Source organism: Mesorhizobium sp. M0701, assembly GCF_040320365.1.
Lineage (GTDB): Bacteria > Pseudomonadota > Alphaproteobacteria > Rhizobiales > Rhizobiaceae > Mesorhizobium.
In genome coordinates, this window is record NZ_JAMYPO010000023.1 from 26,489 (window position 1) to 38,978 (window position 12,490).

The 12,490-nt window shown below is 63.8% G+C and carries 13 protein-coding genes; 4 read left to right on the plus strand and 9 right to left on the minus strand.

Annotated features, from left to right (window positions below):
- Nucleotides 1-456 precede the first annotated feature (456 nt).
- Nucleotides 457-711, plus strand: a complete 255-nt coding sequence (locus tag NKI24_RS20945) for a DUF768 domain-containing protein (protein ID WP_023719384.1) — start codon at nt 457-459, stop codon at nt 709-711.
- Between the two features lie 60 nt (nt 712-771).
- Here the strand turns inward: NKI24_RS20945 and NKI24_RS20950 are convergent, their stop codons facing one another.
- The 3 genes from NKI24_RS20950 to NKI24_RS20960 form a co-directional block, all read right to left on the minus strand.
- Entirely contained in the window at nt 772-1,899 is a 1,128-nt protein-coding gene (locus tag NKI24_RS20950; RefSeq protein WP_352683103.1) for a DmpA family aminopeptidase, read from the minus strand.
- A 7-nt stretch (nt 1,900-1,906) separates the two neighbouring features.
- Nucleotides 1,907-3,472, minus strand: coding sequence for an exodeoxyribonuclease VII large subunit (gene xseA, locus NKI24_RS20955; RefSeq protein WP_352747961.1), 1,566 nt, complete (start codon nt 3,470-3,472; stop codon nt 1,907-1,909).
- Between the two features lie 70 nt (nt 3,473-3,542).
- Nucleotides 3,543-4,499: a LysR substrate-binding domain-containing protein gene (locus tag NKI24_RS20960; protein ID WP_023680469.1), complete on the minus strand. Its 957-nt coding sequence runs from the start codon at nt 4,497-4,499 to the stop codon at nt 3,543-3,545.
- A gap of 178 nt (nt 4,500-4,677) precedes the next feature.
- On the opposite strand from NKI24_RS20960, the gene NKI24_RS20965 reads away from it, so the two are divergent.
- Entirely contained in the window at nt 4,678-4,968 is a 291-nt protein-coding gene (locus NKI24_RS20965) for a DUF1127 domain-containing protein (RefSeq protein WP_352450947.1), read from the plus strand.
- A 174-nt stretch (nt 4,969-5,142) separates the two neighbouring features.
- Here NKI24_RS20965 and NKI24_RS20970 read toward each other — a convergent pair whose 3' ends face one another.
- The 4 genes from NKI24_RS20970 to NKI24_RS20985 form a co-directional block, all read right to left on the minus strand.
- Complete coding sequence (locus NKI24_RS20970) at nt 5,143-6,201, minus strand: DUF937 domain-containing protein (protein ID WP_352541775.1); 1,059 nt, start codon at nt 6,199-6,201, stop codon at nt 5,143-5,145.
- Between the two features lie 102 nt (nt 6,202-6,303).
- Complete coding sequence (locus tag NKI24_RS20975; RefSeq protein WP_352747966.1) at nt 6,304-7,677, minus strand: glutamate--cysteine ligase; 1,374 nt, start codon at nt 7,675-7,677, stop codon at nt 6,304-6,306.
- 185 nt (nt 7,678-7,862) lie between these two features.
- Nucleotides 7,863-8,597 carry a 16S rRNA (uracil(1498)-N(3))-methyltransferase gene (locus NKI24_RS20980; protein WP_352748056.1) on the minus strand — a complete coding sequence of 245 codons (735 nt, stop codon included), beginning with the start codon at nt 8,595-8,597 and terminating at the stop codon, nt 7,863-7,865.
- Between the two features lie 32 nt (nt 8,598-8,629).
- The gene (locus NKI24_RS20985; protein ID WP_352747968.1) at nt 8,630-9,277 is read right to left on the minus strand and encodes a hypothetical protein; all 648 of its coding nucleotides are present in this window, start codon (nt 9,275-9,277) and stop codon (nt 8,630-8,632) included.
- A gap of 74 nt (nt 9,278-9,351) precedes the next feature.
- Between NKI24_RS20985 and NKI24_RS20990 the strand changes: the two genes are divergently transcribed.
- Both NKI24_RS20990 and NKI24_RS20995 read left to right on the plus strand, forming a co-directional pair.
- Nucleotides 9,352-10,050, plus strand: a complete 699-nt coding sequence (locus tag NKI24_RS20990) for a type 1 glutamine amidotransferase (RefSeq protein WP_352747971.1) — start codon at nt 9,352-9,354, stop codon at nt 10,048-10,050.
- A gap of 287 nt (nt 10,051-10,337) precedes the next feature.
- Complete coding sequence (locus tag NKI24_RS20995) at nt 10,338-10,478, plus strand: hypothetical protein (protein WP_352748062.1); 141 nt, start codon at nt 10,338-10,340, stop codon at nt 10,476-10,478.
- Nucleotides 10,479-10,506: 28 nt separating this feature from the next.
- Here the strand turns inward: NKI24_RS20995 and NKI24_RS21000 are convergent, their stop codons facing one another.
- Entirely contained in the window at nt 10,507-11,277 is a 771-nt protein-coding gene (locus NKI24_RS21000; protein WP_352748058.1) for a metallophosphoesterase, read from the minus strand.
- A gap of 38 nt (nt 11,278-11,315) precedes the next feature.
- Entirely contained in the window at nt 11,316-12,452 is a 1,137-nt protein-coding gene (locus tag NKI24_RS21005; RefSeq protein WP_254819311.1) for an alpha-hydroxy acid oxidase, read from the minus strand.
- Between the last annotated feature and the right edge of the window lie 38 nt (nt 12,453-12,490).

Here is a 12,490-nt window from a genome sequence, read left to right on the forward strand (position 1 = left end):
GCATGAGGCGCTCGGCAGTTTGCACCGCAAGCCTCGCCACCACCACATATGTCCCAGCAAGCGCGGCGGAAAGAAGCAGGATCGCGAGCAGAGTCGACATTGCAAATGGTTGTCACTATATAGCGGCGGCTTTGACGGCTCGCCTCTTACATGGTGCCGGCGAGAGCGCGGTAAATGTGCTAGTCATTGCGACATCTATTGTGATCTAAAACGGCTTGAAAACCGAAAAAAAGCGAATAGAAACAATAGCGCGGGTCGAACGAGTTTCGTCGAGAGAATCAGTCCTCAAGAACTAGAACGTGCTCCTTGAACCCTCCATTCCCTTCAGCTCTGTGGACCTCGGACAAGTTCGGCTTGCCGGGCGAAGCCGACTCGGCTCGAATGGCAGCACGCATCTTTTCGAAGATGCCGACGTTTATGATTACCAACCGGCATAGCCGCTAGGGAAACAGCAGTATGAGTGAACACGCGATCGAGTTCTTGCGCGGGTGGATCGGCGAAAAAGTCCACTGCCAGCCCTCGCCAGCCAGAATCGAGAAGCAGGCCGAGACCCTCGCCAGGGAATGTGCGGCCAAGGCTGCCGAAGCCGGCATACCCCTGGAGGATATCCAGGAAGAGGTCGGCGACATTCAGGAGCTCATTGCTTCGAGGCTCGAAGAGGCGGCCGAGGCCGACCAGGACGAGCAGAATTCCAACAAGCCTGCCGGCTGACGGACCGCCCCGGCAAAACCTGCCGGGCGAACAATGCCTGTCTGATGCAGTTGCGCGGTCCTATCGCCGCGCAGCCTTGCCAAATCTCTCCTTGAGCCACTCTTTCGGCAATGCCGGCACGAAATTGCCGTCGCGCCCGGTCATGTCTTCATTGGCGACCAGTGCGTTGAGGATCGCTTCCTCCACGCTCTGAACGACGGCGTCGAAGAACGGGTTGATGTCGGCATCCGGTATGTAGCCGGCGCTGACCAATTTGCCGGCCGCGCCGCGCGCCGCGTCGGGATTGGCCGTGCTGAAGGCCAGAAAGATATCGCCGGACGAATTGTATCCATAGCCGCCGGTCAGCGCCACGCCGAGCGGCACGCGTTTCGCCAGTCTTTTCAACTGATGCGGCATGAATGGCGCATCGGTGGCGACGATCGCGATGATCGAGCTCTTTTCCGCTCGCGGCGTGTTGTCCCGGGTCGCCGGTTCGGCGAGTTCCGCTCCGGCTCTGATGCCACGGATCACGAGGTTTCGCCGTGTACCGAAATTCGACTGGACGAAGCAGCCGATCGTGAAATGCTCTCCATTCCAGTCGACGCTGCGCGAGGATGTGCCCGATCCCGCCTTGAAGCCGAAGGTGATCATGCCGGTGCCGCCGCCGACGCTGCCCTCTTCGATCGGCCCGCTTTCAGCCGTTTCGAGCGCGGAAAACACGTGCTCGAAGCCCACATGGTGGCCGTTGATATCATTCAGGAAGCCATCATAAGTCTCGCCCGCCACCGGCAGAGCCCAGGCGCTGTCGAGCGATTGCGGCAGCACTGTCTGCATCCAGCGCAACGTTGCGTCGCGGCTGACGCCGCAGGAATGGGTGTTGGTGATGGTGATGGGAAGATTGAACGCTCCGAGTTCCTCTATCAGATGTGAGCCGGTCAGTTCGCCATTGCCATTGGCGCTGAACACGCCGGCAAACGCAGGGACGGCCAACTCGTCTCTGGGCCGTGGCAGGATCGCGGTCACGCCGGTGCGTACCGGACCCTTGCCGACGACGAGCGGCCCGTCCCCTGAGATCAGCGTCGTATAGCCGACCGTCACGCCGGGCACATCGGTGATGGCATTGAAGCGGCCTGGCGTGCCATCGAATGGGATCGCGAAGGCGCGGGCGCGCAGTTTGCCCGAGGGCGTCGCAAGATGCGGGTCGGTCATTTTTTCCTCAGAAAAGCGAACCTTGGCCGCCCGGCGCCTTGAGCTTGGCCGCGGGCTTGGCAACCGTCTTCGGCCGCGCCGTGCCACTGATGGCGACTGCATCGGCGGTGCCGTCGGCGAACTCCAGCGAAAGCGCCATTCCCGACACCACTTCCGCCGCATGCTTGACCACCGCGCCGTCCGCATCCTTGACCAGCGCGAAGCCTCGCGCCAGCACGGCCTTGTGCGAGAGCGTCGCCAGCAGCCGGTCTGCCTGCGTCAGTTTTCCACGCAGACGGTCCAGCCGCCGCGAAATTGCCTGGTCCTGACGCCGCGTCAGCGCCAGCAGGGCATCGCCTTGCAGTTTCTGCCGTCTTGCGATCGGCGCCGGTGACAGTCTAGTCGCCGTGCGCGAAAACCGCGCTCGACGCTCGCGCACGATGGCGAAGAAAGCCGCTTGCGCACGGGCGAGGTCGCGGCGCGTCAGAGTGCGGGCTTCGTTCATGCGCCGCGACAAAGTCGCCGGCGTCAGCCGCTGCCCCAGAAGCCTGGCTCGCTTGCGCTCGACGCTGACCGACAGCGCCCGGCCGAGCCGGCTCGTCGCCTCGTCGAAGCGCCGCCGTGGCAGCGCCAGCAACTGGTCGGGCGAGGGCAGCGCACGGGCGGCCGCGCGTGCCGCCTGCCGCTTGCGTTCGAAATTGCGCGACAGTGCGGTCTTCAACCGCGCGCCAAGGCCGGCAAGCGTCGCTTCGAGGTCGACCTTGACCGGCACGGCGATCTCGGCGGCGCCTGTCGGCGTCGGCGCCCGTACATCCGCCGCCAGATCGATCAATGTCCAGTCGGTCTCGTGGCCGACCGCGGAAATCACCGGAATGCCCGAAGCGGCGACGGCCCGGGCGAGCGCTTCGTCATTGAAGCCCCACAGATCCTCCAGGCTGCCGCCGCCGCGCGCCACGATCAACAGATCGGGCCGCGCGATGGCGCCGTCCCATGGCAGTGCGTTGAAGCCGTTGACGGCAGCGGTCACTTCCGCACCAGCCGTCTCGCCCTGCACCCGCACCGGCCAGACCAGCACGTGCAGTGGAAACCGATCCTTGATGCGGTGGATGATGTCGCGGATGACGGCGCCTGTCGGCGAGGTGATGACGCCGATGACGCAGGGCATGAACGGCAGACGCCGCTTGCGTGCCGCGTCGAACAGGCCTTCGGCCTGCAGCCGGCGCTTGCGCTCGTCCAGCAGCGCCATCAGCGCACCGGCACCGGCCGGCTCGAGATTGTCAATAACGATCTGGTAGTTCGACTTTCCGGGATAGGTGGTGAGCCGGCCGGTGGCGATCACCTCCATGCCTTCCTCTGGACGGAATTTCAGCCGGCTCATCGTGGTCTTCCACACCACGGCGTCGAGCCGCGCGCGATCGTCCTTCAGGCAGAAATAGGCATGGCCGGAGGAATGCGGTCCGCGATAGCCGGAAATCTCGCCGCGCACCCGTACATTGCCGAAGACGTCCTCGACCGTACGCTTCAGCGCGCCGGAAATTTCGCTCACCGTATATTCGGTGGCGTTGGTGCGTGATTCGGATGCTGCGTCGCTCATCGGCCGATTGGGGGACGATTGCTGGCCGGCGTCAAGGCGGCCGTGTTCGATGTCCGCCCCAATCGCGCGATCACCAGCCCGGCAGGATCTGGTTCGGCTTGGTCCGCTTCATCTTGGCGAAGGCGAGGGCGGCGAAATCGAACGTGCCGGTCTCCTCGCCGAGTGGCACGGAAATATTGTCGAGGCTCTCCGAAATGTGGCGCGCAAGCGCGTCGACGATCTCCGGCCGCGAGGTCTGACCGCGCATGATGCCGATGCGGCAATCGGGCAGGGCGCCGAAACCGTCGGCCTCGCCCAGCACCCGCATGCCGGGCCGCAGGGCGCATTCCGGCAGCACCGAGATCGCCAGACCGGAAAGCACCGCGGCTGCGATGACGGTGGCAGAGAAGCTGGTGAACAGGATGCGATAGTCGCGGCTCTGCTGATCGAGCACGTCGGCGGCGGCCCGCCGCCAGATGCAGTTCGGCCGGCCGAAGGCCATCGGCAGGATCGGCTGCTCATGCGTCGCATGGTTGGCCGAGGTAACCCACAGCAGCGGTTCGCGCCGCACCACTTCCGACTGGCCACGCGCGTCGTTGTGCGTCACCAGCGCCAGGTCGAGATTGCCGCGCTTGATGTGTTCGACCAGTCCCGGCGTCGGTTCGCAGATAACGGTCAGTTCGACATGCGGGTTGGAACGGGCAAACCGCGCCATGATCTCTGGCAGGAAGCGATCGGCATAATCGTCCGGCGTGCCGATGCGGATGGTGCCTTCGAGCCGGCGGTCGTCGAAGGCGGCCAGTGTTTCCTTGTTGAGATAGAGCAGCCGCCTTGCGTAGGAGAGCAGTCTGTCGCCTTCCTCGGTCAGCCTGTTGGTGCGGCCGTCTTTTTCGAACAGCGGCTTGCCGATCCGTTCCTCCAGCCGCCGCATCTGCATCGACACCGCAGACTGGGTCCGATGCACCGCTTCCGCCGCGCGGGTAAAGCTGCCGGTGTCGACAATCGAGATGAAGGTCTGCAACTGATCGAGATCGAGCGGCGCTTTCATTGGCCTAATCCATCATTGATGCTGATGCTAAAGATTAGAAACATTCGTTGGATTAATCAATCGGGCCATGGCAAATTCGCATTGTCCACATGAAGGCATGTGAATCGAAGCCGGAACGGCCGCTTTCGCCAGCGCCCGATCGACCGGTTTCGCCCGTCCGAATGTGAAGGAGACCGACATGGCTACGTTTGATTTCGCTACCGAGACCTCGCGCATCACTTCGCGTCCGGCCGTTGCGACGCGCGTGGCCAACGCCGCTGCCAATGTTTACCGCGCCTGGAAAAACCGCCGCGCCTTTTATCGCCTCGGCGAGATGTCGGATGCCGAGCTCGCCGACATCGGCCTGACCCGCGCCGACCTGCACGTCGCTGTCGGTGTACCCTTTGGCCGCGATCCGACCGAAAGGCTTCGCGTCATCGCGATCGAGCGCGCCGAAACGATCGAGGATATTGCCCGCAAGGTGGCGTGATCGCGTGGTTTCGCCGTTCGGGCGCGTTGAACCTTTTTGAGGCACGACGCCACCAAGTTACGCAGGCTCCCCACTCCCTGCCGGATCCCCCGGCCAGCCTGCGCGCTGCCCGGTCCTCCCAGGACCGGGCTTTCTTTTTTGGGCGGCACTGATGATTGGTTGCCGGTGTCTGGTCTAGCGCCGGCCCATGCCCTGCTTGAACTGGTCGAAGATCGACTCCATGCCTTTCTGGTAGTCGTCGCGCTGCTGGGCGCCTGTCTCGAACATCTTGCCGAACAGGTCGTCAAACGGATTTCTCGGCCTGCCGCTCGGATTGGCCTGCGGCTGCGGCGCCTGGGGTTGCTGCGGCGCCTGACGCGGCTGAGACTGTTGTGCGCCACCGCCGAACATGTCCTGCAGCACCTTGCCGAGCGGATTGTCACCATAAGGGTTCTGTGTCTGCTGGGGTTGGTTCTGCGGCTGCTGTGGCTGTGGTGCACCGCCGCCGAACATATCCTGCAGCACCTTGCCGAGCGGATTGTCACCATAAGGGTTCTGTGTCTGTTGCGGCTGGCTTTGTGGCTGCTGCCCGCCGCCGAACATGTCCTGCAACACCTTGCCCAGCGGATTGTCGCCGTAAGGGCTCTGCGTCTGTTGCGGCTGCTGCCCGCCGAACATATCCTGCAGCACCTTGCCGAGCGGGTTATCCGTGGGGCCTGCAGGCTGAGGGGTCGGTGCCTGGCTGCCGCCGCCAGCCTGCCGCATCATCTGCTCGATGAGCTCGCCAAGCGGATTGCCGCCACCGCCTGCCGCATGCATCTGCCCGCCTAGCTGGTTGGTGGTCTGCTTGAATAGCCCGCCCATCATCATCGAGGCGATTGCCGGCAGCATCTGCTGCAACACCTGCTGGCTGACGCCGCTCGCCTGCGCGGCCTGGCTGGCGACGGCCCGCGACAAATCCTTCGAGCCGAACAAATGGCCCAGAATGCCGTTGCCTTCATCGAGGCCCTGCGGCGAGAAGGCCCGGCTTGCATCCTCGAAATATTTGGCGTGCTGGCCGCTGGCCATCGCCGTCATGAAGGAGCCGAGCCCATAAGGGTCCGCCGTGTTGCGCTTCAGCCCCTGCGAAAAGGCCGGCAGCAGCGCCGCGACCGCCGCCTGCGTCTGCTGCTGCGAAAGCCCGAACTGCTGGGCCAGCGCCTGCATGCCGTTGCCGTTCTGGGCCTGTGCCAGAATATCGAACAAGGAAGGCATTGTTTTCTCCTCCGGGAAAATCCTCGTTGGAGAAGCCTAGTTCGTTTCCATCACTGATTGAAGCGAATTTGCCGGACCATCGGCCAAGCGGATAGCGAAGCGTTAATACGCGTATTCCATGAACACCGGCTCGATCGAGCCGCCCCAGCGTGTGTGGTAGGCCGAGAGCATCTCTTCGGCGCTGGTGGTGCCACGCGCGACGACCTCGTCCAGCGTGTTGAGGAACGACGTCTCGTCATAGCCGTCGCGGTTCTTGCGGCCGCGGTTCTTCAGTCCCATGCGCGAGATGACGAGCACGTCGCGGGCGATCTCGCGCAATGTCGTGTTGCGGAAGGGCGCCGAAATGCCCTGTTCCGGCACCGCGTTGCGCATTGCCAGCACTTCGTCATAGCTCCAGCTCGAGGTCAGCGCCTCGGCGGCGTCGAGCGCAGCCGCATCGTAGAGCAGCCCGACCCAGAAGGCCGGCAGCGCGCAGATGCGCCGCCACGGCCCGCCATCGGCGCCGCGCATTTCGAGAAAGCGCTTCAGCCGCACGTCGGGGAACAGCGTCGACAGATGGTTTGCCCAGTCGCCCATCGTCGGCAGCCCGTCCGGCAGTTCATGGCGGGCGGCGCCCGCCATGAACTGGCGGAAGGTGATGTGCGTCATGTCGTGATACTGGCCGTCGCGGATGACGAAATACATCGGCACGTCGAGCGCCCATTCGACATAATCGGCAAAGCCGAAATCGGGCGAGAAGCAGAATTCGAGCAGACCGGAGCGCTGATTGTCGGTGTCGCGCCAGATCTCGCCGCGCCAGCTCTGCAAGCCGTTCGGCCGGCTTTCGGTGAAGGGCGAGTTGGCAAACAGCGCCGTCGACAGCGGCTGCAGCTTCAGCGACACCTGCATCTTGCGGCGCATGTCGGCTTCGCTTTCGAAGTCGAGGTTCACCTGGATGGTGCAGGTCCGGTACATCATGTCGAGACCTTTGGTGCCGATCTTGGGCATGTAGCGGGTCATGATCTCGTAGCGCGATTTCGGCATTTTCGGCGTCTCGGCCAGCGACCATTTCGGGCTGCCGCCAAGGCCGAGAAAACGAATGCCCATCGGTTCGGCGATCTCGCGCACCTGCGCCAGATGCGCATTGCCTTCGCGGCAGGTCTGGTGGATCGTCTCCAGCGGCGCGCCGGACAGTTCGAACTGGCCGCCGGGCTCCAGCGAGATCGCGCCCTGGCCGGTCGGCTCGACCAGTCCGATGATGCGGCCGGCATCCATGATCGGGTCCCAGCCGAGTTTGTCCTGCATGCCTTCGAGGATGGCGCGGATGCCGTGCTCGCCGCCATAGGGCACCGGCGCATTGCCGTCGACATAGAACGGGAATTTCTCGTGCTCGGTGCCGATGCGCCATTTGTCGCGCGGCTTGTTGCCTTCGGCCAGGTGCTCGACGAGTTCGTCGACGCTTTCTATCGGCCGGAAATCGGTTGTATCGCGCGCCATAGGAGCCCTCCGCACATGACCCTGAAAATCGGCTTCGATTTTCGGAACGGATCAGGTGCCCAATCAAATGCTACAGCGTCCTTTGCGCGCCCGAAAGGACACGCGGCCGCTGCCGGCGCTAGATGGACGAAATGTCAGTAGCCGATCAAGCGAAAAATCCTGAGCCAGCGGGTAATTGGAATTGATCACCAATCGCCGATTGTCGCCTGGATCAGCGCCAGTGCCGCCACCGCCGCCGTATCCGCTCGCAGGATGCGCGGCCCGAGCGGAATCGCGGTAACGAAAGGCAGCGCTCTCAGCATCTTGCGTTCCTCGTCGGAAAAGCCGCCCTCCGGTCCGACCAGCAGGCCGAGCTTTCTCTCCCGCACCGCCTGCAATGCCGGCAGGGGATTGTTGGTCGATGCATCCTCGTCGCAGAAGATCAGCCGCCGCTCGCCGTCCCAGTTGCTGAGCAGGCGTTCGAATTTTTCCGCTTCGCGCAGCTCCGGCACCGCCAATATGCCGCATTGTTCGGCCGCCTCGACGACATTGGCGCGCAGGCGCTCGATGCCGGGTTTTGCCACTTGCGTATGCTGGGTGATGACCGGCTGCAGGATGCCGGCGCCCATCTCGACCGCCTTTTGCACGAGGTAGTCGAGCCGCCCCTGCTTCAGCGGCGCGAAGCAATAGACGAGATCGGGCAACGGCGGCTGCGGCCGCTGCAATGCCAGCAACTTCAGGCGCAACGCCTTCTTCGACTTCATGGCGATCGCCGCCGACCATTCGCCGTCGCGCCCGTTGAAGACCAGAATTTCGGCGCCTTCGCCGAGCCGCAGCACGTGCGAGAGATAATGGCTCTGCTGCGGGCCGACGTCGAACTCGATGTCCGGTCCAAGCCCGTCCGGCACGAACAGCCGCTGCATCTTGTAATTGGCGCGCATCGCCGAGGAATGCGGCAACGTCACCCTCGGCGTCAAGCCTCGGCGGAAGGATGCCAGACAGGCTCGTAGCCTTTCTGCAGCACCGAAACAGTTGTCGCTGGCGTGAGCAGGCGGATTGGACCGTCGGTAAAACCGCCGAACCCCACCGGTTCGCCATAACCGCCGAAACTCCAGGGCAGCGCGGCGCCATCAAACAGGACGAACGCCCTGTTTCCTGACGAGATCATTGCGCCGTCCGGCAAGTCCGCAAGCGCTTCCGGTTCCAGTCTCGTCGCCCGCCCGCCCGATGCCAGGCGCTCCTTGTGCAGGCGCTTGTCGAGTTGCGGCGCGCGTGGCTCGGCAATGCCGCAGGCGTCGCCGAAACGCCGGACAAAATCCCTGGCCCGCTCGCGCCGGCAGAAGAAGCAGGGACGGTGGCCGGCGGCAAGCGCCGTCACCTCGTCGAGGAAAAACAGCTCGGTCCAGCCGGCCTTGCCGCCAGCCCGGTTGCGCCCCATCGGCTCGCGCCGCACGTTGCCGAATTCGCAGACGCAGATGATCCAGGCTTGCAGCGCCCAGCGCTTCTTCAACAGCGTTCTCGTCTCGGGGTCGTGAATGATGCCGCGATTGCCCATGAACAGGCCGCGCTCCGGCACGGCATGGATGGTGCCGAACGGGTCGATCCGGTTTTGCAGTGGCATAGGCGTTCCCTGTTGGCTGCAATGCTGGCGCCATGATATCGCTCGTTGCATCAATTTCATGTCAGCAGGTTTCGATGCGGGTCTTGGTTGTCCAGAACTTCGACAATGAGGGCCTTGGCCAGATCGGCGCGGCCCTTGTCGAGGCGGGTGCCGCTATCGACCTGCGCCGTCCCTACTGCGGCGACGCGCTGCCGCAAGATAGCGGCGGGCATGACGCCATGGTGGTGCTCGGCGGCGCCCAGAATGCGCTGGACGACGAGCTCTGTCCTTATTTTCCGGGTCTGCTCGATCTGACACGCGACTTTGCCGAGAGGGATCGCGCGGTGCTTGGTATCTGCCTCGGCAGCCAGTTGGTCGCGCGCGCCTTTGGCGGCGAGAACCAGATCGGCGGCGCGTCGGAGTTCGGCTGGCACGAGGTCGCGCTCACTGCGGCGGCGCAGGCCGATCCGGTGCTCGCCGCCTTGCCCGAAAAATTCCCGATCTTCCAATGGCACGACGACACCTTTGTCTTGCCCGAGACTGCCGTGCGGCTGGCAGGCAATGCCGTCGCCGAGAACCAGGCGTTCCGCATCGGCCGCGCCGTCTACGGCTTCCAGTTCCATTTCGAGGCCGACCGGCCGATGGTTCGCGACTGGAGCACGTCCTTCGCACCGCTGATCGCCGAACGCCATCCGGATTGGGCCGTCCGGCTCGACGAGGAATTGGCCCGCAACGGACCGCAAGCCGATGCCGCCGGCCTGGCCATCGCCCGCGCCTGGGTGGCGACGATCTGACGGCCCATATAGTCAACGTATTTGGCGACGTTGCATATTTGGCACGCGGCGGCAAATCCGCCGGGGATAACGCGTTTCATCCTTGGCCTGTGTCTGTCCGCCAGCCTAAAAGGCGCCCGCTCTGCATCTTGCGTGCAACCGCGATGAACCTTTCCTGTGACCCGCGCGACACACCGCCGATACAGAACATGCCTAGAAGCGCGAAACCGTCAGACATTTGCGACGTATTTTGCGTTTCAACGCATTGGTAACCCGCTCGTGCCTAGATGCAGGAAGCTCAACAAGAGATGACGTCCGTGAAAGCAGCCTTTTTGTCCTTTGCCATGTTGTCGGCCATCGTCTTGTGCGGCCTCGGCATTTATTCCGCCGACGCGGCCAACGACCACAATGCCGTCGACGGCTACGGCGTCACCGCGGCGCTTCGCTAGACCCTCTGCACATAACTCCACGCCTTACCTATGCCCGCTCACCCGTCACTGTCAGGATATGCTTGTCCGCGCCGTCCACCACGAGCGCGGTGAGGTTTCCCGACTGCCAGGCGAGGGTGTCGACATTGACGCGGTTCCCGGTGATCTCGGCCTTGGGCACCGGCGTATGGCCGTGCACCACGATCTTGGGATGAAGGCCGGTGTGGTCGTGGAAGACCTCGCGGATCCAGATCAGGTCCTGCCGGCTCTGGCTTTCCAGCGCAACGCCGGGCCGGATGCCGGCATGGCAGAAGAAGAAGTCGCCGAACGTCACTGAGAAGGGCAGCGAGCGCAGGAACTCGACATGGTTCTGCGGCACCGCCTCGACCAGCGCGGCGTGCCCTTGCCGCAATGCCGCATCGGCGCGGCCAAACCAGGCGCTGCTCCCACCGAGTGAGACACCATACGATAGCGCCGTCTGGATGCCGCCATAGCGCATGAACAGCCCGTCCGGATCGGGGACATCGAGAAAATCGAGAAAGCCGAGATCATGATTTCCGGCGAGCATCAGGTGACGCGGATCGCGTTTTTGCGCGTCGATCAGGAAATCGATGACGCCCCTGGAGTCCGGGCCGCGATCGACATAGTCGCCGAGATGGATCACGCGCCAATCGGCCGACGGCCTTTGACTGAGCTCCGCCTCGATCCGCCGGTGCATGGCGGTCAGCAAATCGCGCCGGCCGTGCACATCGCCGATCGCGTAAAGGCGCATGCCTTGCGGTCCGCGCGCCTCGTAGAAACTGATGCCGGGCTCCGTCAATGCCTGCGTCGCCTCCGTGGTCATGCCGTCACGGGACTTTAGCGCCGAAGCTGATCCTTGCCCATGTCGGTGACCAGACGCTTTCCGCACAGAGCCAGCGTTATGTCCATCTCCTTGCGGATGATTTCCAGCGCCTTGGTAACCCCTTCCTTGCCGAGTGCGCCGAGGCCATACAGGAAAGGCCGGCCGATATAGGTGCCCTTGGCGCCGAGGCACAGCGCCTTGAGCACGTCCTGGCCGGAGCGGATGCCGCCGTCCATATGCACCTCGATCGTGTCGCCGACGGCATCGGCGATCTCTTCGAGCGCCATGATCGACGACGAGGCGCCGTCGAGCTGGCGGCCGCCATGGTTGGATACGATGATCGCGTCGGCGCCTGTCCTGGCCGCCATCAGCGCATCCTCCTTGTCGAGTATGCCTTTCAGGATCAGCTTGCCGCCCCAGCGCTCCTTGATCCAGGCGACGTCCTTCCACGACAGATGCGGATCGAACTGCTCCTTCGTCCACGACGACAGCGAGGCGAGGTCGCCGACGCCCTTGGCATGGCCGACGATGTTGCGGAAGCTCCGGCGCTTGGTCCCGGCCATGCCGACGCACCAGCGCGGCCTTGTCGCCATCTGCCAGATGTGCTTCGGCGTCATCCGCGGCGGCGCCGAAAGCCCGTTGCGGATATCCTTGTGGCGCTGACCGAGGATCTGCAGGTCGAGCGTCAGCACCAGCGCCGAACATTTCGCCGCTTTTGCGCGATCGATCAAATCGAAGACGAAGTCCTTGTCGCGCAGCACATAGAGCTGGAACCAGAACGGCTTCCTGGTCACCGACGCGACATCCTCGATCGAGCAGATGCTCATTGTCGACAGCGTGAACGGCACACCGAATTCTTCCGCCGCCTGGGCCGCCAGCATCTCGCCGTCCGGATGCTGCATGCCGGTCATGCCGGTCGGCGCCAGCGCCACCGGCATCGTCACCTTCTCGCCGATCATGGTCGATTCCAGCGAGCGGTTGTCCATGTCGACAAGCACGCGCTGGCGGAACTTGATCTTCTGGAAATCCTCTTCGTTGGCGCGGTAGGTGCTTTCGGTCCAGGCGCCGGAATCGGCATAGTCGAAGAACATCTTCGGCACGCGGCGGCGCGCCAGGTCCTTGAGGTCGGCGATGGTGAGAATGCTGCTCATGGATCTTTTTTCCGCTGGTTCTTCGCTGCTTCGTCGTT